Below are 18,779 nucleotides of genomic sequence, written 5' to 3' on the forward strand. Positions count from 1 at the left end.
TGTCGCTACACTAACCGGGGAGTTCCCCAATTAGCAAGGAGGCGAATGTGGCAACGCGCCCCCGCCGCGCGGACGCGCAACGCAACTACGATCTGCTGCTGGCCGCGGCCGCTCAGGTCTTCGCCGAGCGCGGCACCGATGCTCCTCTCGACGAGGTGGCCCGTCGGGCCGGCGTCGGCAACGCCACCATGTACCGACATTTCCCGACCCGATCAGACCTCCTGGTAGCCGTCTACGCCGACGAGGTCGCGCGCCTGTGCGCACGTGGCCAGGCACTCCTGGCGGCCGACTCCCCAGCGGAAGCGCTCCACGAGTGGCTGCGCCTGTTCATGGCGCACATCACCACCAAACGAGACCTGGCCCTCGCCGCCACCGAGAGCCGGAGCACTGACCTGGTCGTGGAGTGGCACCAGTCCATGCTCACCACCGCCTCCGCACTGCTGGACGCGGCCAAGCAGACGCATGCCGTTCGCGCCGACCTCGACGTACGGGACCTGCTGGCCCTCATCAAGGGCATCGCCCTCACCGCAGCGGACGCGGCTCAGGCGGAACGGCTCCTCACCCTCATCGGCTGGCGAAGCGGAACATCTTCTCACCGACCGCCAGAGGCCGAGGCTGCCTGGTGAAACGATGAACGCCCACACCGAAGCCCGCGTCCGGATCCGACACCCATTCCCGCTCGAAACCGAGCTCTTCGAACCAGGCGCAGATCACCGGAACCAGGTCAGGCGCACGGCGATTGCGCGTCCAGATCACCGCGCCGCCGCCGGCGCACAGCTGTGGGGAGAACCCGACGGCGCGCTTGATGTCGTCATCGGCGATGTTGCCGAAGATCCCGCACAACATCACGATGTCCGCCGGCGCCATGCCGTGATACTGGTCGGTGAGCGTCGCGTCGCCCGTCACCACGTCGACCTGATCCAGCCCGGCGGCCTCGGCCGCGGATCGCGCGGCCGCGGTGTTACCCGGACCCAGCTCCACAAGACGCGCTCGCACGTCACCACGGCGTGGATGGTCGGCCAGCACGGGCAGTAGGTCGCGGCCCTGCCCCGCGCACAGGCTGATCACCTTCACCGGCCCCGGCGCCGCGGCATCCAACGCCTGCCGGACACGGCTCTGGACGACCCGCAGCCGCTGGGATAGGCGTGAGTCCGGGCGATCGTATTCGTCATGCCATTCCTGCCAGTCCATGAGACAGACTCTAGGGAACGATCACGTCGAAGGGGGCACATTGCTACGGCTGCTCACCCGGGTGTGGCGGTCTCTGGGCGGCCGCTTGCAATGGCGGCTGGTGTGGCTGAAGCACGCCACGTTCATGGTCGGTGTCACGGGGGTCGTACGGGACGACGAAGGGCAGGTGCTGGTGCTCAAGCACCGGCTCTGGCCGGAGGGCCGCCCATGGGGATTCCCCACCGGGTACGCGAAGCGGTCGGAGACGTTCGAGCGCACCGTCGAACGGGAGGTCTTCGAGGAGACGGGTCTGACCGTGAAAGTGGGCCGGCTCATCCGGCTGAAGAGCGGCTTCGCGCTGCGGGTGGAGGTGGCCTACGAGGCCGTGCTGACGGGCGGCACGCTCAAGCTCGACCCGCTGGAGATCCTTGAAGCGAAGTGGTGCCGGCCCGATCGGCTCCCGGAGGGAACACAGGGTTCCCACCGGGAGCTTCTCGAGCTCTGCTCACACCTCTGACGGCCGACTCAGATGCCCAGCACCGAGGGCAGGCTGAGCTCCTGGAGGAACAGGGCCTCCGTCGTGGCCACCTTGCGGAGCTCCTCCAGGTCCACCCGCTCGTTCGGCGCGTGGATGGCCGCGTCCTCGTCCTCCGCCCCGAACAGCAGGATCTCCGCCGCGGGGAACTGCCGCAGCAGGGTGTTGACCAGCGGGATCGAGCCGCCCGCGCCCACGTCGCGCGGCGGCCGGCCGAAGGCGCGCTCCATCGCCCGGTTCAGGGCCGAACGGGCCTTGCCGCCCGAGTCGGCCTGGAAGCCCGAGCCCACCGTGAAGTCGCCGAACGCCACCTGCACACCCCACGGGGCCACCTGGCGCAGGAACTCCACCACCGCGTTCACGGTCGTCTTCGGGTCTCCGGCCGGGGGCACGCGCACGGTGACGCGGGCGCGCGCGACCGGCTGCACGGCGTTCACGGCGCCGGACACCGTCGGCACGTCCAGGCCGGTGACGGTGATCGCGTAGGAGGACCAGAGCCGGTCCGCCAGCGACCCCGAGCCCACCAGCGACACGCCGTCCACAACGCCCGCCGTCTTCCTGAACTCCTCCTCCGACGGCCCCTGCCCGAGGAAGGACCCGCGCGGCAGCCCGGGCACGCGGATGTCGCCGTTGTCGTCGTGCAGCGCGGTCAGCATGCGCATCAGGGCGGCCAGCGCGTCAGGAGCGGCGCCGCCGAAGGAGCCGCTGTGTACGGCCTCCCTCAGGGTGCGGACCTCGATGGTGAACGCGGCCATGCCGCGGAGCGAGGTGGTGACGGCCGGGTCGCCGACGCGCGGGTTGCCGGTGTCGGCCACCACGATGGCGTCGGCCCGCAGCAGGTCGGGGTTGCGCTCGGCGAACGCCTCCAGACGCTCGCCCGCGTACTCCTCCTGGCCCTCGATGATGACCTTGATGCCCACGGGGAACCGGCCCTGGAAAACACGCAGGGCGGTGACGTGGGAAATGATGCCCGACTTGTCGTCCGCGCAGCCGCGGCCGTAGAGGCGGCCGTCGATCAGGGTCGGCTCGAAGGGCGGCGTGCGCCAGGCGGCCGGGTCGCCGGCGGGCTGCACGTCGTAGTGCGCGTACAGCAGGACCGTCGGCGTGCCGGGAGGCGCGGGCGCCTCGCCGTAGATCGCGGGGAAGCTGCCCTCGACGGCCACCTGCTGGACGTGCGGCAGGCCGACGGAACGCAGGAGCTCCTCCGTCACCGCGGCGGCGGCGAGAACGGGCTCTTGCGGGTGCCCGGGGAAGGCCACGGAGGGGATGGCGGCCAGCCGCTTGAGCTCCTCGACGGCCTGGGGCATCGAGGCGGCGACGGCGCTCTCAATCTGATCAGGAGTCACGGACGGGTCCCCCGGTAAACAAATCTGGACAGTTTGTCTCTCATTGGATCACACCAGGACCCCTGGGTGTGGGAACACGCGTGACCCCCGGGTCAATCTACATGCGGATTTCGTTGCCGTTACATAGTGGTTCTGCGGATCTCGACTTTCATCCACAATGGCGCGACCGATTCGCTTGGCAAACCGCAGGTGAACATGCAGACTGTGGGGAGTTCAGAGACGAGGGAAGATAACCATGACGCAGCCGGAACACGACGTCCTGAAGGCCGCGCAAGACCACCTGTGGTTGCACTTCACCAGGCACAGCGCCTATGAGCAGTCCGAGATCCCCACCATCGTGCGCGGTGAGGGGTCGTACGTCTACGACATCCACGGCAAGCGCTACCTCGACGGCCTGGCCGGGCTCTTCGTGGTCCAGGTCGGCCACGGACGCCATGAGCTGGCCGAGGCCGCCGCCAAGCAGGCCCAGGAGCTCGCGTTCTTCCCGCTGTGGTCCTACGCCCACCCCAAGGCCGCCGAGCTGGCCCAGCGCCTGGCCGCCCTCGCTCCCGGCGAACTGAACCGCGTCTTCTTCACCACCGGCGGCGGCGAGGCCGTCGAGACCGCGTGGAAGCTGGCCAAGCAGTATTACAAGCTGATCGGCAAGCCGCTCAAGCACAAGGTCATCAGCCGCCAGATCGCCTACCACGGCACCCCGCAGGGCGCGCTGTCGATCACCGGCATCCCGGCGTTCAAGCAGATGTTCGAGCCCCTTGTGCCCGGGTCCGTGCGCGTGCCCAACACCAACCACTACCGCGCCGACGAGATCACCGGCGTCAAGGGCATGACGCCCGAGGAGTACGGCATCTGGGCTGCCGACCGCGTGGCGCGCGCCATCGAGATGGAGGGCCCCGACACGGTGGCCGCCGTCTTCGCCGAGCCCGTGCAGAACGCCGGCGGCTGCTTCCCGCCGCCCCCCGGCTACTGGCAGCGCCTGCGCGAGATCTGCGACGAGTACGACGTGCTGCTGGTCTCCGACGAGGTCATCTGCGCCTTCGGCCGGCTGGGCACCATGTTCGGCGGCCAGAAGTTCGACTACGTGCCGGACATCATCACCTGCGCCAAGGGCATGACCAGCGGCTACTCGCCCATCGGCGCCATGATCGCGCACGATCGGCTGTTCGAGCCGTTCAAGAACGGCGACGAAATGTTCGCGCACGGCTACACCTTCGGCGGGCATCCCGTGTCCGCGGCCGTGGCCCTGGCCAACCTCGACATCTTCGAGCGCGAGGACCTGCTCGGGCACGTGACGAGGAACGAGCCGCTGTTCAAGCAGACCCTCGACGATCTGAGCGACCTGCCGATCGTCGGCGACGTGCGCGGCGCCGGTTACTTCTGGGGCATCGAGCTGGTCAAGGACAAGGCCACCAAGGAGACGTTCACCGCGGACGAGTCGGAGCGGCTGCTGCGCGGCTTCCTGTCGAAGGCCCTCTTCGACGCCGGCCTCTACTGCCGCGCCGACGACCGCGGCGACCCCGTCATCCAGCTCGCACCCCCGCTGGTCGCCGGCCCCGAGGAGTTCAAGGAGATCGGCTCGGTCCTGCGCGGCGTGCTGACCGAGGCCTGGTCCCGGCTCTGATACCCCTCCATCCGGCACATCGCTGTGCCGGTTCCCGAAAGGAACCACTCCAATGAAGATCGGCGTCCCTGCCGAGGTCAAGAACCATGAGTACCGCGTCGCCGCCACGCCCGCGGGCGTTCACGAACTGGTGCGCAACGGCCACGACGTCCTCGTCCAGCGGGGCGCGGGCCTGGGCTCGCACATCACGGACGAGGAATACCTCTCCGCGGGCGCGAAGATCCTCGACGGCGCCGACGCCGTGTGGGGTGAGGCGGACATGGTGCTCAAGGTGAAGGAGCCGATCGCCGAGGAGTACCACCGGCTGCGCGAGGGGCTGGTGCTGTTCACCTATCTGCACCTGGCCGCCTCCCGCGCCTGCACGGACGCGCTGCTGAGCGCGAAGACGACCGGCATCGCGTACGAGACCGTCCAGGTCGGCAACGCGCTGCCGCTGCTCGCCCCGATGTCCGAGGTCGCGGGGCGCCTGGCGCCGCAGGTGGGGGCGTACAACCTGATGCGCTTCAACGGCGGCCGCGGCGTCCTGCCGGGCGGCGTGCCGGGCGTGGCCCCGGCGAAGGTGGTTGTGATCGGTGGCGGGGTCTCCGGGCTGAACGCGGCGCAGATCGCCGTCGGCATGGGCGCCGAGGTCACCGTCCTCGACACCAACATCGACCGCCTGCGTTACATCGACGCCATCTACCAGGGCCGGCTCAAGACCCTGGTCTCCACGCGGTACGCGATCGAGCAGCAGGTCCTGCAGGCCGACCTGGTCATCGGCGCGGTGCTGATCCCCGGCGCGAAGGCCCCGACGCTGGTCTCCAACGACCTGGTCGCGCGGATGAAGCCGGGCTCGGTGCTCGTCGACATCGCCATCGACCAGGGCGGCTGCTTCGAGGACTCGCGCCCGACCACGCACGCCGAGCCGACGTACAAGGTGCACGAGTCGGTCTTCTACTGCGTGGCCAACATGCCGGGATCGGTGGCCAACACCTCCACGTACGCCCTGACCAACGCGACCCTCCCGTACGCGGTCAAGCTCGCCAACCAGGGCTGGCGCGACGCGGTCAAGGCCGACACCGGCCTCGCGGGCGGCCTCAACACGCACGCCGGCCTGCTGACGAACCAGCCGGTCGCCGAGGCGCTCGGCCTGCCGTTCACCCCGGTCGCCGAGGTCGTTTAGTCCTCTGGGCGGTACGTCGTGCCCCGCACGATCTCGTCGGGCGTCAGCTGCTCCCTGGCCGTCGTCACCGCCCACCGGTGGCCGAAGGGGTCGCGCAGCACGCCGTAGCGCTCACCCCAGAAGACCTCCCGCACCGGCTGCTCCACCTCGGCCCCGGCGTCGATAGCCTGCTCGGCCACCGCGTCGGGGTCCGCCACCTCCAGCAGGATCAGCACCGGGCTGCCGCCCAGCGTCGGCGGCGCCAGCGCGCCCAGGCCCGGCGTCTCCTCGCTCACCAGCAGCCGCCCGGCCCCGAGCTGCAGCTCGACGAAGAGGATCGTTCCGTCCGACAGCGTGTTGCGGAACACCTCCACCGCGCCCAGGCCCTCGCGGTAGAAAGCGATCGCCGCTTGCGCGTCGCGCACGAACAGGTGCGGGCACAGCCCCTGCGGCCGTAGCGATGTCATGCGATCAATCCTGCCTCACGTGCCGCGCCGACCACGCGGGCCATCAGCTCGGCCTCGGCTCGCGCGGCGCGCTCGCCCTCCGGTGTCAGCTTGTAATAGCGCCGCCTGGCGTCGTGCGGCGCCGCGGGGTCGGCGACGTCGGACTCCTCGACCAGACCGTCGGCCATCAGGCGGCTGATCGTCCGGTAAAGGGTGCCAGGGCCCAGCCGGATCGCGCCGCCGCTGACCTCCTCGACGAACCGCATCACCGCGTAGCCGTGCCCTGCGCCGCTGGCCAGGGCGAGCAGCACGTGGAACCCGGCCGCGGTGAGCATGATTGACACGATAGCACCGCGATGGTTATATCCAACGTGGATACAATCAGAGGAGGAGCAATGGCGCTCGGCATCAGCCAGGTCACCATCTACGTCGAGGACCAGCAGCGTGCCCTCGACTTCTGGAGCGGCAAGGTGGGCTGCACGGTCACCAGGGACATGCCCTACGGCGAGGACCGCTGGATCGAGGTCGAGCCGCCCGCCGGCGGCACCAGGCTGGCCATCCTCAAGGCCGACCCCAAGTGGCCCGCGATGGTCAAGGACATGCCCAACTACGTGTTGTTCGAGGCCGACGACATCGTCAAGACGCACGAGGAGCTCGCCGCCCGCGGCGTGGAGTTCACGCAGGCGCCGAAGCAGGAGCCGTGGGGCTGGTCGGCGGTCTTCAAGGACGAGGACGGCCACCTGTTCCACCTCGGCCAGCGTTAACGCACGCCGAGCCGCTTGCGCAGGTCCCTGGCCGTGGCCAGGACGTGCTGGATCTCGCCGGGGCTCGGCCACGGCGCGCTGCCGGGACGCAGCAACGTGCCGCGTACGGACGCCAGGTGCTCGATGGCGCTCACGTGCACTCCGCTGCGCCGCACCAGCCACCCCACCACGTCCGAATGGTCGTGCAGCGGCCTGGTCACCACGTCCCAGGTGCCCAGGACCTCGGTCAGCTCCGCCACGTCCAGCGGGACCCCGCCCCTGCGGCCGGTGGCGGCCGCGGCCAGCTCGGCCCGCGCGGCCAGCTCGGGCTCCGCGGGGCCGGCCCACGCAGGCGGCGGCGGGTCGGACAGCCACTCCCGCGCCTCGCCCAGCTCGCCGGCCACCGACAACAGCCCGCCCAGCTCGAGCGCCGCTCCGTGGTGGCCGGCCAGCGCGGCCTGGCGGAACCAGTGCCGGCCGCCGGCCAGGTCACCGAACTCGGCGATGAGCAGCAGGCCGTAGTTGAAGGCCGACTCGGCGTCCCCGCCGGCCGCCGCCCGGCCGAACCAGTGGCTGGCCGCCCCGCAGTCGCTCAGCTCCACGCACACGAACCCGGCCATCCGCTGGTCCTCGACCCGGCCCGCGTTCGCGGCCTGCTCGAACCAGGCCCGTGCGGTACGCAGGTCGCCCCTGGACAGCGCGATCCCGCCGAGCCAGGAGGCGGCGCCCGGGTGCTCGCTCTTGGCGGCCAGCCGGAAGTACGCCTCGGCGCCCTCGGGGTCGCGCCCGGCGTTCAGGTAGAGGCCCATGCAGTACGCGGACTCGGCGTGGCCGGCCCTGGCGGCGTACTCCCACCACCGCACGGTCTCCTCGTCGTCGCCCGCCGCGTAGGCCAGGAAGCCGAGGTCGTGCGCCGAGGCCGGGTCGCCGTCGATCGCCGCGCGGCGATGCCACTCGCGGGCCCCGCCGAGCTCGCCCGCGTCCTCGCACACCAGCGCCAGCCTGCGCGCCGCGGCCCGGGAACCGGCGAGGGCCGCGCTCTCGAACCACCTCCTGGCCCCGGCGACGTCGCCGCGCTGCTCCAGCAGAAGCGTCGCCAGGTTGGTGGCGGCCTCGGCGTCGCCGGTCGCGGCGGCCGTCTCGTACCACGTGATCGCCGCGTCCAGGCTGCCGTGTTTCTCGTGCCAGACACCCAGGTTGAAGGCGCTGTCGACGTTGCCGCTCAGGGCGGCCCGCTCCCACCAGTGCCTGGCGGCCACCCGGTCGCCATGCTGCGCATAGAGCTTGCCGAGCCGGTGCGCGGCCTGCGGGTCGCCTGCGCGCGCGGCGGCCAGCAGCTCGGGCTCATCTCCCACGCGGGGCGCCGGTATGGCAGGCGCCGCCACTTCTCCTTGCCAGGCCATGGCGACAGGGTGGCACGTGATCACGCGATCGCGAACCGTAATGGCCGACACACTAGGAGAAGTTGATGAAGCCCGCGTACATGCCCATCCCGCAGACGTACCGCAGCGTGCCGGGTGGCTGGGGTGGCAGCCGTACGGTGGCCGGCAGCGCCACGTCGCGCCCGCCGATCACGACCGTGCCGGTGCAACCCCGGTCGGCCTGCTTGAAGACGATCTCGACCGGCACGCCGGCAAGCGCCGGCACCATGGCCGGGCGGTAGCCGTCCCGGGTCGCCCACACGGTGACGGTCGTCGAGACGGGGCGCGCCGCGGCCGGGGGCGCGGCCGGGGGCGTGGCCGCGGGCAACCAGCCGCCCAGGTTGAGCCCGGCACCGATGGTCCAGAGCCCCGCGGCGATCGCCACGAGCCCGGTGAGTCTGGCGAGCCTGGTGCGGGAGACCCGCCGCAACACGTAGCCGAGCAGCGCGAACGCCGGGGCGGTGCCGGCCACGAAACCTGCCATGGCCGCCGCGCCCGCCAGCGGCGAGCCGCTGGAGACGGCGATCATCTCCATGCTCAGCGTGACGCCGCACGGCACGAGGATGGTGGCCGCCCCCAGGAGCGGGGCCTTGTAGCGGGAGACCTGGCCGTCGCGCGGCGCCGCGCAGTGTCCGCGCCGCATGACCCTGACGGCGAAGACGATCACCGTGACACCGGCGGCGACCAACAGCGCCGCACGGGCCGCGGGCGGCGGGCTGATGGCCGAGCCGAGCAGCCCGAGCAGCGCCCCGGCCAACGTGTACGAGGCCAGCCGCCCGGCCAGGAACCACCCCACGAGCGCCGGATCACGCCCGTGAGGCCGACCGGCCAGGCCCATGAGCAGCCCGCCCTGCGTCGCGGTGCAGGTCGCGGTGCCTGCGACCAGTCCCGCAGCGAGCCCGCCGGCCAGCAGGCCGGCCGCCTGGGCGCTCAGTGGACGAGCGCCAGGCTGTCCAGGGACCTGCTCTTGGCTTGGCGCTCCTCGGGCGCGTCCCGGTCGACGAACAGTTCAGGGCAACCACAGCTGCACTGGCCGCAGAACCTGGCGATGGACTGCATGCGTGTCCCCACTCATTCGGAAGCCGTATACGCAACGTAACGCGACCTCCTGGACGCGGCCAGTGACAGTAGTTGCACCCTTGGTGAGGTCTATCTGGCCGGCACCACCACCATCGCGCTGCCGCCGCCTCGTCTCGCCGGCTCGGCCACGGCCTGGACGCGGCCCCCGCCGAGGAACTCCAGCGCCGTGGCGGCGCCGATCTCCGGGTTGGGAGCGAAGCTGTGTCCGCGGTCCATCAAATCCTTCTGGTGCAGGGCCAGGAACGCCGGCTCGGCCTGCGTCTGCGCGGTGTTGCGCTGCGTGGCGCGCGGCGCGGCCAGCGCCTCGGGCAGCTTCATGCCGAACTCGTACCGGTTGAGGAGGATCTGCAGCACGGTCGTGATGATGGTCGAGCCGCCGGGGGAGCCGACCGCCAGCACCGGCCTGCCGTCGTCGAACACCAGCGTGGGCGCCATCGACGAGCGCGGCCGCTTGCCCGGGCCCGGCAGGTTCGGGTCGCCGGGGGCCGGGCCGGGCGTGAAGTCGGTCAGCTCATTGTTGAGGAGCACGCCGCGGCCCGGCACCACGATGCCGTTGCCGCCGGTGGACTCGATGGTCAGGTTGTAGGCGATCACGTTGCCCCAGCGGTCGGCCACGACCAGGTGCGTGGTCTCGGGGCCTTCGTCCGCGACCGGGGTGGCACTGCCCGTCGGCTGGGCGCAGGGCTCGTACGAGCCGTCCGGGCTGCCCGGCGCGGCCGGGTGCGTCATCGCCCGCTCGCCGATCAGGCACGCCCGCTCCTTGGCGAAGCCGTCGGACAGCAGCTCCTCCAGAGGGACGCCGGGGATGTCGCCGACGTACTTGCCGCGGTCGGCGAAGGCCAGCCTGGACGCCTCCAGATATTCGTGCAGGCCGACCTCCGGCAGGGACTCCAGGATGTTGAGCGCCTCGCCGACGGTGGATCCGCCGGAGGACGGGGGAGCCATGCCGTAGACGTCCATGCCCTTGTAGGAGATCTTGGTTGGCTCGCGCATGAGGGCGCGGTACGCACGCAGGTCCGCCAGCTCCATCAGGCCGGGCCGCACGTTGCGGGTGCTGCCCGGGGTGACCGGGGGCTGCTTGACGGTGGCCACGATCTCCTCGCCGAGCCGGCCGCCGTACAACCAGCCGGGGCCGCGCTTGGCCAGCTCCCGGTACGTGTCCGCGAGCTCCGGATTCCTGAAGACCGAGCCGACGGGCGGCGGGGCGCCGTTCGGCAGGTACAACGCGGCCGTGGAGGTGAAGTCCTTGAAGCGGGCGGCGTTGGCGGCCGTCTGGTCGTAGAACGTCTGGTCCACGACGAAGCCCTTGGCGGCCACCTCGATGGCCGGCTGGAGCGCCTGCTTGAGCGAGATCGTGCCGAACCTGCGCAGGGCCAGGTCCCAGTTCGCGACCGTGCCGGGCACGCCGGCCGACAGCCCGCTGGTGACGGCCTGGTCGAACGGGATGCCCTCCAACGCGGTCGACGTCATGGCCTGCGGCGCGGTCTCCCGGCCGTCGATCGTGAAGACCTTACGCTGCCTGGCGTCGTAGTAGACCATGAAACCGCCGCCGGCCAGCCCGGCCGAGTACGGCTCGGTGACTCCGAGTACCGCACCGGCCGCGACCGCGGCGTCCACGGCGTTGCCGCCCTTTCTCAGCACGGAGATGGCGGCCTTGCTCGCGTCCAGGTCGACGGTGGAGACGGCGCCGCCGTACCCCTTGGCGACCGGGACCTTCTGCTGGGGCTCGGCCGACACGGGAGCCGTGGGCACGAGCGCGATGAGGACTGCTGCTGCTGCGGGAATGAGCATTCGACGCATGATCTCCACCATCTACCAGGTACGCCTGTCGTGGTAGGGCCCCCTGCGACATGAGGGTGATGCGCCGGTCGGAGTGGTGACCTAGCGTTGAGGCGTGCGCTCGAAGTCCGGCTTCGCCCCTTACCTCGCCCTGATCACCGCCGTGTTCCAAGTGGGGCTGTCCCAGGGTGCGCAGCGCGGGCAGACGTTCAGGGAGCCGCTCGACCCGTTCGCCTACGGGCTGCTGCTGGTCGGGCCGCTGATGATCGTCCTGCACCGGAAGTTCCCGATCAGCACGGCCGTCGTCACCTTCCTGGCGACCTACGTCTACGTCTGGGGCGGTTACCCCTACGGCGGAGTGTTCGTCGCGCCGATCGTCATGTTGTTCCTGCTGGTCCTGCGGCGCCATCGGCTGGTGGCGTGGATCCTGGCCGGGATCACGCTCGCGGCCTTCATCCTCTATTCCTGGGTCACCCTCCAGCCGCAGCGTGGGCTCTTCCACGACCTGGCGGTTTCCTCATTCATCCTACTCACCATGGTCGCGGCGGAACTGGTCAGGATCGCCCGCGAGCGACGGGCCCAGCAGCAGCGCGCCGCCGAAGAGGAGAGCAGGCGGCAGGCCAGCGAGGAGCGGCTGACCATGGCGCAGGAGCTGCACGACGTGCTCGCGCACAACATCTCACTCATCCACGTCCAGGCGTCGACCGCGCTGCACCTCATCGACGACAATCCCGAACAGGCCAGGACGGCCCTGGCCACCATCAAGACGGCGTCCAAGGAGGTCCTGGGCGAGATGCGCTCAGTGCTGAACGTGTTGCGCGAGGGCGCCCCGCGCTCGCCCACGGCCGGGCTCGACCGGCTCGACGAGCTGATCGAGCGCTCGGGGCTGGAGGTGACGCTCAAACGGGTCGGCTCACGCCCACTGCCGCCTTCGGTGGAGCGGGCCGCCTACCGGATCGTGCAGGAGTCGCTCACCAACGCCGCCCGCCACGCCCCCGGCTCCGCGGTGACCGTGCGGCTGGAATACTGCTCGAGCGAGCTCGTCATCCGCGTGACCGACACGGGCGCCACCACGCCTGCTGTCCTGTCCGAGTCCGGCAGCGGCAACGGCATCCCCGGCATGCGGGAGCGGGCCGCCGCGCTGGGCGGCACGCTCGTCGCGGGCCCGTCAGGCGGGGGCTTCCAGGTCGAGGCCCGGCTGCCCCTACCCGAGGAGACCTCATGATCAAGCTGCTGCTGGCCGACGACCAGGCGCTGGTCCGGGCGGGCTTCAAGGCGCTGCTCGACGCCCAGGCGGACATGACCGTGGTGGCCGAGGCCTCCGACGGCGCGGAGGCCGTGCGGCTGGCGGCCCAGCACCAGCCCGACGTGGTGCTCATGGACATCCGCATGCCCGGCACCGACGGCCTGACCGCGACCCGTCAGATGCCCGAGGGGCCGCGCATCATCATCCTGACGACGTTCGAGCTGGACGAATACGTCTTCGAGGCGCTGCGCGGCGGCGCCAGCGGCTTCCTGGTCAAGGACACCGAGCCGGCGGAGCTGATCCAGGCCGTCCGGGTGGTCGCGGCCGGCGAGGCGCTGCTGTCGCCGAGCGTGACCCGCCGTCTGATCGCCGAGTACGCCTCGCGCGCCAAGGAGCCGGTCACCACCGACGGCCTCGATCAGCTCACTGAGCGCGAGCGCGAGGTCCTCTCCCTGGTCGGCACCGGCATGACCAACGACGAGATCGCCGCCAAGCTCTTCATGTCGCCGGCCACCGCGAAGACCCACGTGTCCCGGGCGATGATGAAGCTGCACGCCCGGGATCGGGCCCAGCTGGTCGTGATCGCCTATGAGTCGGGGCTGGTCAAGCCGGGCTGGGTGTGAACCATGCGGACACCGCTTCCGGCATGCCGGACGAGCCTGCCCAGGCCACGTAGCCGTCGGGACGGATCAGCAGCGCGTCGGCGGGTGGATCGTCGGCACGCGCGCTGACCACGTCGATCCAGCCGCCGCCGACCTCGGCGCGGCCGCCGAGCTCGCTGCCGTCGAGCTCGCTGCCGTCGAGCGCGGCGCCGTCGAGCTCGGCCCCGCCGCCGAGGTCGAGCAGCACCGGCCGGCCCGCGCGCATCAGCTCGGCCAACCGGCGGCCGTCCTTCAGGGCCAGGTCAGGGACGAAGTGGCCGACCAGCGGATGCGGCGCGGAGCCGTAGCGGCCGTCGGAGCCGTGCAGGAGCGTGGCCAGGTGGCGGGCCGGCTGCTCGTACGCGAACACCTCGGCGAGCAGCTCACGCAGCGCGGCTCCGTCCTCGTCGTCCAGGCGGTCCAGGGCCGCCTGCGCACGGGTCTGGACGAGGGCTCGCTCGGCGGCCGGGCGGCGCTCGGCCTCGTACGTGCCGAGCAGTCCTTCCGGGGCGCGGCCATGGAGCGCGGCGGCCAGCTTCCAGCCCAGGTTGGCCGCGTCGGTCATGCCGACGTTGAGCGCGGAGCCGCCCGCGGGGAACAGGTGCGCGGCGTCCCCTGCCAGGAACACCCGCCCGGCCTGGTACCGCTCGGCCAGCCTGGCCTGCGCGGCCGTGCTCGACAACCAGATCGGCTCCCCCAAGGGCAGCTCGCGGCCAAGGACGCGGCGCACCGCCGCGTGGAAGTCCTCGATCGTCACGGGCCCGTCCTGGGGCTCCCCTTTCTCCCGGACACCGGCGATCAGCACGCCGTGCTGGAGCGAGGTGAGCAGGACACGCCCGCGCGGCGTCCGGTTCCAGCCCGGTTCCAGCCCGGCCAGCTCCAGGGGCTTGAAGGGATCGGCGACGCCATCCGTACTGAAGTGGCCCAGCCGCAGCACGTGGTCGTCAGTGGTGCCGGGGAAGTCGATCCCGGCCAGCTCGCGCAGGAGGCTGCGACCGCCGTCGCAGCCCACGACGTAGCGGGCGCGCCGCACCTGGCCGTCCGCCAGGCCGAGCGTCACGCCCTCGGTGTCCTGGGCGAGGGACACCACCTCACACCCTCGCCTGATCTCGGCCCCGAGCTCGATCGCTCGTTCGGCCAGCAGCCGCTCTACGCGCGGCTGCTGGATCAGCAGCAGGCGTAGGGGGATGTCGTCCAGCCCATCGAAGCGCAGCGGCACCGAGCCGAACGGGAACCCCGGCGCCCGGCCCGCGAACGGGCTGCCCTCGCTGAAACGCTCCAGCAGGCCCCGGTGGTCGAGCAGCTCGATGATCTGCCCACCCAGGCCGTTGGCCCTGGGCTGCTCGCTCGGCTCGGTCCTTTTCTCCAGCACGATCGGGCGGACTCCCGACAGGCCCAGCTCGCACGCGAGCATGAGGCCGACGGGTCCGGCCCCTACGATCAACACGTCATCCATGCCTGTCAGGCTAGATTGACAAATCGGTGGCTGTCAAGCTAGCCTGACAGCGTGGACGTAACAGAGCTCTCCGAGCGGATCAGGTCCGGCGACCCCGCCATGGGTCTGCGGGCGGTGGGCGCGCTGCACCGGCTGGCCGAGCAGGTCGAGGCGGTGTCGGTGGCGCTCGCCAGGGAGCAGGGCTGGACCTGGGAGCAAATAGGCGACGCGCTCGGCATGTCACGGCAGTCTGTGCACGCCAAGTACGGGAAGTGAGGATTCGCGATGTTCGGCAGACAGAAGACCCCGTTCCATGTGGTCGTCACGGCCGCGTTCGAGGAGGCCCGGCTGCGGGGTGACCGGCGACTGGGCACCGAGCACCTGTTGCTCGGCCTCCTCCACCACCCGGACGCGGCACGGGCGCTGGGCGTGGACCTGGAGGGGGCCCGGGCGGCGCTCGACGACCTCGACAGGGCGGCGCTGCGCATGCTCGGCCTCGAGGCCGGCGACCTGCCGGCGGCGCCGCGCAAGCACCCGCGGGTTCCCTCCACGGCGCTCACCTCCAGCGCCCGGGCGGCCATCAACCAGGCCATCAAGGCCACAACGGCGAGGAATAGAGCCAAGGAGGCGCCCCGGCAGCTCGCCCTCACCCTGCTGGCGCAGCGGCGACCCGACCCCGTCGCCCAGCTCGTCGACCAGCTCCGGATCGACCGCGCGGCCGTAGGCGCTCGCTGGGAGGGGTCCGCGGCGTGACCGTAATTTGGTTGAACGCCGGGCGGGGCCGCTGACAAGGTCAAACCATGCATAGCACGTACGAGGACCTTGTCCGGGAGGCGAGCACGGTCTCCGTGGACGGCTGGGACTTCTCCTGGCTCGACGGCCGGGCCAGCGAGGAGCGGCCCTCGTGGGGCTACGCGCGCCTGCTCGGCGAGCGGATGGCGGGGGCGCGAGCGGCACTCGACATCCAGACCGGCGGCGGCGAGATCATCGCGGGCCTGCCCACCCTGCCGCCGGTGACCGTGGCCACCGAGTCGTGGCCGCCCAACCTCCATCTGGCCGCCGCCCGGCTGCGCCCGCGCGGGGCGTGGGTGGTGGCCGACGACGAGGAGCCGCGCCTGCCGTTCCGCGACGGGGCCTTCGACCTGGTCAGCAGCCGCCACCCGGTGACGACGTGGTGGGCGGAGATCGCCAGGGTGCTGCGGCCCGGTGGGTCCTACTTCTCCCAGCAGATCGGGCCGTGGAGCGTGGCCGAGCTCACGGACCACTTCCTCGGGCCCCACGACGGCTCGGGCCGCGACCCCGAGCGAGCCAGGGCGGCGGCCGAGTCCGCCGGGCTGGAGGTCGTGGACCTGAGGCATGAGCGGTTGCGGATGGAGTTCCGCGACATCGGCGCGGTGATCTACTTCCTGCGCAAGGTGATCTGGATCGTGCCGGGGTTCTCCGTGGAGCGCCACCGCGACAAGGTGCGGGCGTTGCACGAGCGCATCGAGGCCGAAGGGCCGTTCGTGGCGCACTCCAGCCGGTTCCTCATCGAGGCGAGGCGGCCCGGTGGCCAGGCTGCGTGACATCGTGATCGACTGCCGGCACCCGGCCTCGCTGGCCAGGTTCTGGGCCGCCGCCCTGGACGGCTACGCCGTCGCCCCCTACGACGAGGCCGAGCTGGCGCGGCTGCGTGCCGAAGGTATCAACGATCCGGAGGACGATCCGACGGTGCTTGTGGAGGGCGGGCCGCTGCGGCTGTGGTTGGTGCGCGTGCCCGAACGCAAGATCGTCAAGAACCGCCTTCACGTGGACCTGGAGAGCACCGACCCCGACGCCGAGCTCGCCCGGTTGACCGCGCTGGGCGCCACCCTGCAGGCCACGCACGACGACTGGGTGACGCTGGCCGACCCCGAGGGCAACGAGTTCTGCCTGTTCAGCACCGCCTAAGGGGAGTCACACGGCTTCGGACAGGGCGGCCGGGATGCGGTCGAGCACCGGGTGCGGTACCAGCCCGTACGCGTAGAAGTCCACCGCCTGCGCCCCGGCGGCCTTCGCCCCGCGGGCCTTGGCCACCAGCCGGTCGGCGGAATCGCTGTCGGGATGGCCCGGCCGCAACACCGCCCGCACCTCCCGGTCCTTGCCCACGGACCGCAGATAGGCGCCCACGTCGTCGGCCACCCGCGCCGCGTCCCGCGCGTACGCCAGCACCCCGAACGCCGGCACGAGGTCCCCCAGAGCCACCAGATCGACCCCGAACTGCCAGGCGTCGTGCGCCGCGAGGCCGGGCGTGGGCAACCCGTCGGCATACCCCTTGACCGCGCCCGTCGAATCCACGAACACCAGCTTGGAGCCCTCCTCGGCGACCGCGGACGCCACCTCCGACACCAGCGTCGTGACGGTCTCGGACCGGGCTCTGGCGTAGGCCACGACGTCGGGCCCCGCGTACGCGGTCAGCGCCGCCCTGGTCACCTCGCCCTGCGCGGGCGGGTCGCCATCGAACACCCGCCCCACGATCCCGGCGCACTCCTCCCGCGCCATCTCGGCCCGAACGCCCAGGTCGGTGGCCCGCCGCATGCAGTAGTCGCAGAAGCAGAGCCCGAACAGGTAGGCGTCCATCGGCCCGAGCGGCACGAACGACCGCTGTGCCTTCAGCGGCCGGAAGTGCAGCGACTCGGCCACCACGCTGTCGACCCCCAGCCTGGCCACCGCCCTGGCCAGCGCGACGGCGTAGTCGCGCACGTCCGGATGGGCCGGGCACAGGTCGGTGGGGGAGCCGCGGTCGCCGAAGCAGTCGCGTACGGTCACGTCCGGATGCTCCATGCCGATCGTGGCGTTGCGCAGGAACACCGTCCATCCGTGGAGCTTCATGGACCGTTTCGCACAGGCCTCGCGAAGCCCGTCGAACGCCTCCAGATAGCCAGGCACCGGGGCCAACCGCAGTCCGGCGAACAGATCGGCCGGCGGGGCGAAGTGCGCCCCGTCGTGCCGGACGGTCAGCCTGGACAGCCCGTGCGGGGTGACGTCGCGGGAGGCGTGGTGCACGGCTCCGACGGTGATGCCGGCCACGCCGTACCCGCTGATCCTGTCGAGCACCCGCTCGACGCCCTCGCCGCGCAGGTCCTCGACGAAGACGTAAACCGAACTGTCCACGAGCCGACCTTATGCGCTCTTGTGCGCGACGAAGTCGATCTCCACGAGGATGTCCAGCAGCTTGGACCCCACAGTGGTGCGTACGGGGTAAGGCGCGTTGAAATAGGACTTGTACACCTCGTTGTAGGCCGCGAAGTCCCGCTTGAGGTGCTGCAGGTGGACCGTGGACTTGATCACGTCATCGAAGCCGAGGCCGTGCGCGGCGAGGATGGCGCCGAGATTGCGCATGACCTGGTGCGTCTGGGCGGCCACGTCGTCGCCGACGATCTCGCCGGTCTGCGGGTCGAGCGGCCCCATGCCGGAGGTGTAGACGAAATCGCCCACCACGAGACCCTGCGAGTATGCGCCGATGGGGGCGGCGCCCTCGCTCGTCCGGAGCTCCTTTTTCACGCGATCTCCCTGAGAAGTTGGTCTTTCCCTAGAAGTTGGTCTTTATCGTGCCAACGACACGGTAGTCCCGGTCCACCAGGGGAAGCACGCGCCACTTGTCGAAGGCGGTGCAGGGATGGGAGATGCCGAAAGCCAGCAGGTCACCGGGCTTGAGCCCGGCGGCCCGCACGATCGTGTGCTGGTCCTGCATCCGCACGACGGTGACGCCGTCGCGGCGCGGGATCGGCAGCCCCTCGTCGAAGGGCGCGTCCCGCTTGCCCATGCCCACGATCGCCAGCCCGGGCTCGGGCGTGGACAGGACGTGCGCCCACACCTCCAGCGCCGGGCGCAACTCGCCGTCGATGCGGTTGAACGGGGTGCGCTCGCGGTAGTAGCCGTCGTCGTGGCTGACGTACGCGCCGCTGCGCAGCAGGATCCTGGCCTGGGCGGCGACGAGCTCCCGCCCGATCACGTCGAACCACTGGCTGCCGCCCACGCTGAGGATGGGGCTCTTGACACGGACGTATTCGACGGCCTCCTGCAGGGAGTCCAGATATTTCCGGACCTCGTCGGCGCTCGTCAGCGCGCCCTCGTACCCGGCCACCCCGGCCAGCTCCACCCCGGGCGTCTCCTGCACGTGCCCGGCCACCCGCAGCAGCTCCTCGAGGGTGCGGCAG

Annotated in this window: 22 protein-coding genes and 1 pseudogene; 11 read left to right on the plus strand and 12 right to left on the minus strand. The window is 71.2% G+C overall.

Translation table 11 applies throughout. The features are described 5' to 3' along the window. Positions 1 to 47 precede the first annotated feature (47 nt). The gene (locus ACTWQA_RS10160) at positions 48 to 626 is read left to right on the plus strand and encodes a TetR/AcrR family transcriptional regulator (protein ID WP_443159001.1); all 579 of its coding nucleotides are present in this window, start codon (positions 48 to 50) and stop codon (positions 624 to 626) included. On the opposite strand, the gene ACTWQA_RS10165 is transcribed toward ACTWQA_RS10160, so the two are convergent. Further along, positions 565 to 1,191, minus strand: coding sequence for a class I SAM-dependent methyltransferase family protein (locus ACTWQA_RS10165; RefSeq protein WP_443159002.1), 627 nt, complete (start codon positions 1,189 to 1,191; stop codon positions 565 to 567). The genes ACTWQA_RS10160 and ACTWQA_RS10165 overlap by 62 nt on opposite strands. Here ACTWQA_RS10165 and ACTWQA_RS10170 point away from each other — a divergent pair. After that, entirely contained in the window at positions 1,190 to 1,687 is a 498-nt protein-coding gene (locus ACTWQA_RS10170) for an NUDIX domain-containing protein (protein WP_443159003.1), read from the plus strand. The genes ACTWQA_RS10165 and ACTWQA_RS10170 overlap by 2 nt on opposite strands. Positions 1,688 to 1,695: 8 nt before the next feature. Here ACTWQA_RS10170 and ACTWQA_RS10175 read toward each other — a convergent pair whose 3' ends face one another. After that, on the minus strand, positions 1,696 to 3,051 hold the full coding sequence (locus ACTWQA_RS10175) for a dipeptidase (RefSeq protein WP_443159004.1): 1,356 nt from the start codon (positions 3,049 to 3,051) through the stop codon (positions 1,696 to 1,698). A 235-nt stretch (positions 3,052 to 3,286) separates the two neighbouring features. On the opposite strand from ACTWQA_RS10175, the gene ACTWQA_RS10180 reads away from it, so the two are divergent. Both ACTWQA_RS10180 and ald read left to right on the plus strand, forming a co-directional pair. After that, entirely contained in the window at positions 3,287 to 4,669 is a 1,383-nt protein-coding gene (locus ACTWQA_RS10180; RefSeq protein WP_443159005.1) for an aspartate aminotransferase family protein, read from the plus strand. A gap of 52 nt (positions 4,670 to 4,721) precedes the next feature. Further along, positions 4,722 to 5,831, plus strand: coding sequence for an alanine dehydrogenase (gene ald, locus ACTWQA_RS10185; RefSeq protein WP_443159006.1), 1,110 nt, complete (start codon positions 4,722 to 4,724; stop codon positions 5,829 to 5,831). Here ald and ACTWQA_RS10190 read toward each other — a convergent pair. Both ACTWQA_RS10190 and ACTWQA_RS10195 read right to left on the minus strand, forming a co-directional pair. Beyond that, the gene (locus ACTWQA_RS10190) at positions 5,828 to 6,277 is read right to left on the minus strand and encodes a VOC family protein (protein ID WP_443159007.1); all 450 of its coding nucleotides are present in this window, start codon (positions 6,275 to 6,277) and stop codon (positions 5,828 to 5,830) included. The two genes, ald and ACTWQA_RS10190, sit on opposite strands and share 4 nt — an antisense overlap. Further along, positions 6,274 to 6,591, minus strand: a complete 318-nt coding sequence (locus tag ACTWQA_RS10195) for a PadR family transcriptional regulator (RefSeq protein ID WP_443159008.1) — start codon at positions 6,589 to 6,591, stop codon at positions 6,274 to 6,276. The genes ACTWQA_RS10190 and ACTWQA_RS10195 overlap by 4 nt, the downstream gene beginning before the upstream one ends. A gap of 60 nt (positions 6,592 to 6,651) precedes the next feature. On the opposite strand from ACTWQA_RS10195, the gene ACTWQA_RS10200 reads away from it, so the two are divergent. Then, the gene (locus ACTWQA_RS10200) at positions 6,652 to 7,020 is read left to right on the plus strand and encodes a VOC family protein (protein ID WP_327585281.1); all 369 of its coding nucleotides are present in this window, start codon (positions 6,652 to 6,654) and stop codon (positions 7,018 to 7,020) included. On the opposite strand, the gene ACTWQA_RS10205 is transcribed toward ACTWQA_RS10200, so the two are convergent. The 4 genes from ACTWQA_RS10205 to ggt all read right to left on the minus strand — a co-directional run bounded on the left by ACTWQA_RS10205 (position 7,017) and on the right by ggt (position 11,300). Then, entirely contained in the window at positions 7,017 to 8,402 is a 1,386-nt protein-coding gene (locus tag ACTWQA_RS10205) for a tetratricopeptide repeat protein (RefSeq protein WP_443159009.1), read from the minus strand. The genes ACTWQA_RS10200 and ACTWQA_RS10205 overlap by 4 nt on opposite strands. A gap of 52 nt (positions 8,403 to 8,454) precedes the next feature. Further along, positions 8,455 to 9,354: an urease accessory protein UreH domain-containing protein gene (locus ACTWQA_RS10210; protein WP_443159025.1), complete on the minus strand. Its 900-nt coding sequence runs from the start codon at positions 9,352 to 9,354 to the stop codon at positions 8,455 to 8,457. Next, positions 9,351 to 9,479: a hypothetical protein gene (locus ACTWQA_RS10215; RefSeq protein WP_443159010.1), complete on the minus strand. Its 129-nt coding sequence runs from the start codon at positions 9,477 to 9,479 to the stop codon at positions 9,351 to 9,353. The genes ACTWQA_RS10210 and ACTWQA_RS10215 overlap by 4 nt, the downstream gene beginning before the upstream one ends. 90 nt (positions 9,480 to 9,569) lie before the next feature. Beyond that, positions 9,570 to 11,300, minus strand: coding sequence for a gamma-glutamyltransferase (gene ggt, locus ACTWQA_RS10220; RefSeq protein WP_443159011.1), 1,731 nt, complete (start codon positions 11,298 to 11,300; stop codon positions 9,570 to 9,572). A gap of 94 nt (positions 11,301 to 11,394) precedes the next feature. On the opposite strand from ggt, the gene ACTWQA_RS10225 reads away from it, so the two are divergent. Then, positions 11,395 to 12,504, plus strand: a complete 1,110-nt coding sequence (locus ACTWQA_RS10225; RefSeq protein ID WP_443159012.1) for a sensor histidine kinase — start codon at positions 11,395 to 11,397, stop codon at positions 12,502 to 12,504. After that, positions 12,501 to 13,148 (plus strand): response regulator, encoded by a 648-nt coding sequence (locus ACTWQA_RS10230; RefSeq protein WP_443159013.1) that lies wholly within the window; start codon positions 12,501 to 12,503, stop codon positions 13,146 to 13,148. The genes ACTWQA_RS10225 and ACTWQA_RS10230 overlap by 4 nt, the downstream gene beginning before the upstream one ends. Here the strand turns inward: ACTWQA_RS10230 and ACTWQA_RS10235 are convergent. Then, complete coding sequence (locus tag ACTWQA_RS10235; RefSeq protein ID WP_443159014.1) at positions 13,129 to 14,622, minus strand: FAD-dependent oxidoreductase; 1,494 nt, start codon at positions 14,620 to 14,622, stop codon at positions 13,129 to 13,131. The two genes, ACTWQA_RS10230 and ACTWQA_RS10235, sit on opposite strands and share 20 nt — an antisense overlap. Positions 14,623 to 14,673: 51 nt before the next feature. Here ACTWQA_RS10235 and ACTWQA_RS10240 point away from each other — a divergent pair, with 51 nt between their 5' ends. The 4 genes from ACTWQA_RS10240 to ACTWQA_RS10255 are packed head-to-tail and all read left to right on the plus strand — an operon-like array spanning position 14,674 to position 16,530. After that, positions 14,674 to 14,877 carry a hypothetical protein gene (locus ACTWQA_RS10240; RefSeq protein ID WP_371825826.1) on the plus strand — a complete coding sequence of 68 codons (204 nt, stop codon included), beginning with the start codon at positions 14,674 to 14,676 and terminating at the stop codon, positions 14,875 to 14,877. Between the two features lie 9 nt (positions 14,878 to 14,886). Then, positions 14,887 to 15,354 (plus strand): Clp protease N-terminal domain-containing protein, encoded by a 468-nt coding sequence (locus tag ACTWQA_RS10245; RefSeq protein WP_443159015.1) that lies wholly within the window; start codon positions 14,887 to 14,889, stop codon positions 15,352 to 15,354. A 47-nt stretch (positions 15,355 to 15,401) separates the two neighbouring features. Next, on the plus strand, positions 15,402 to 16,166 hold the full coding sequence (locus ACTWQA_RS10250) for a class I SAM-dependent methyltransferase (RefSeq protein ID WP_443159016.1): 765 nt from the start codon (positions 15,402 to 15,404) through the stop codon (positions 16,164 to 16,166). Continuing rightward, positions 16,150 to 16,530, plus strand: coding sequence for a VOC family protein (locus tag ACTWQA_RS10255; protein WP_443159017.1), 381 nt, complete (start codon positions 16,150 to 16,152; stop codon positions 16,528 to 16,530). Before ACTWQA_RS10250 ends, ACTWQA_RS10255 begins: the two co-directional genes overlap by 17 nt. Before the next feature lie 6 nt (positions 16,531 to 16,536). On the opposite strand, the gene ACTWQA_RS10260 is transcribed toward ACTWQA_RS10255, so the two are convergent. From ACTWQA_RS10260 to ACTWQA_RS10270, 3 genes and pseudogenes are all read right to left on the minus strand, one after another. Continuing rightward, positions 16,537 to 17,733 carry a hypothetical protein gene (locus ACTWQA_RS10260; RefSeq protein WP_443159018.1) on the minus strand — a complete coding sequence of 399 codons (1,197 nt, stop codon included), beginning with the start codon at positions 17,731 to 17,733 and terminating at the stop codon, positions 16,537 to 16,539. Positions 17,734 to 17,742: 9 nt separating this feature from the next. Continuing rightward, positions 17,743 to 18,123 carry a RidA family protein gene (locus tag ACTWQA_RS10265; protein ID WP_443159019.1) on the minus strand — a complete coding sequence of 127 codons (381 nt, stop codon included), beginning with the start codon at positions 18,121 to 18,123 and terminating at the stop codon, positions 17,743 to 17,745. A gap of 28 nt (positions 18,124 to 18,151) precedes the next feature. Then, positions 18,152 to 18,779 (minus strand): annotated as a pseudogene (locus ACTWQA_RS10270) (alanine racemase); the annotation flags it as partial.

The sequence above is a fragment of the Nonomuraea sp. 10N515B genome (genome assembly GCF_052245915.1).
Lineage (GTDB): Bacteria > Actinomycetota > Actinomycetes > Streptosporangiales > Streptosporangiaceae > Nonomuraea.

Coding starts and splice junctions, on each gene's coding strand:
- ACTWQA_RS10170 (WP_443159003.1), top strand. CDS start 1,190: ATGAGACAGACTCTAGGGAACGATCACGTCGAAGGGGGCACATTGCTA.
- ACTWQA_RS10165 (WP_443159002.1), bottom strand. CDS start 1,191: ATGGACTGGCAGGAATGGCATGACGAATACGATCGCCCGGACTCACGC.
- ACTWQA_RS10180 (WP_443159005.1), top strand. CDS start 3,287: ATGACGCAGCCGGAACACGACGTCCTGAAGGCCGCGCAAGACCACCTG.
- ald (WP_443159006.1), top strand. CDS start 4,722: ATGAAGATCGGCGTCCCTGCCGAGGTCAAGAACCATGAGTACCGCGTC.
- ACTWQA_RS10190 (WP_443159007.1), bottom strand. CDS start 6,277: ATGACATCGCTACGGCCGCAGGGGCTGTGCCCGCACCTGTTCGTGCGC.
- ACTWQA_RS10195 (WP_443159008.1), bottom strand. CDS start 6,591: ATGCTCACCGCGGCCGGGTTCCACGTGCTGCTCGCCCTGGCCAGCGGC.
- ACTWQA_RS10200 (WP_327585281.1), top strand. CDS start 6,652: ATGGCGCTCGGCATCAGCCAGGTCACCATCTACGTCGAGGACCAGCAG.
- ACTWQA_RS10205 (WP_443159009.1), bottom strand. CDS start 8,402: ATGGCCTGGCAAGGAGAAGTGGCGGCGCCTGCCATACCGGCGCCCCGC.
- ACTWQA_RS10215 (WP_443159010.1), bottom strand. CDS start 9,479: ATGCAGTCCATCGCCAGGTTCTGCGGCCAGTGCAGCTGTGGTTGCCCT.
- ggt (WP_443159011.1), bottom strand. CDS start 11,300: ATGCGTCGAATGCTCATTCCCGCAGCAGCAGCAGTCCTCATCGCGCTC.
- ACTWQA_RS10230 (WP_443159013.1), top strand. CDS start 12,501: ATGATCAAGCTGCTGCTGGCCGACGACCAGGCGCTGGTCCGGGCGGGC.
- ACTWQA_RS10235 (WP_443159014.1), bottom strand. CDS start 14,622: ATGGATGACGTGTTGATCGTAGGGGCCGGACCCGTCGGCCTCATGCTC.
- ACTWQA_RS10245 (WP_443159015.1), top strand. CDS start 14,887: ATGTTCGGCAGACAGAAGACCCCGTTCCATGTGGTCGTCACGGCCGCG.
- ACTWQA_RS10250 (WP_443159016.1), top strand. CDS start 15,402: ATGCATAGCACGTACGAGGACCTTGTCCGGGAGGCGAGCACGGTCTCC.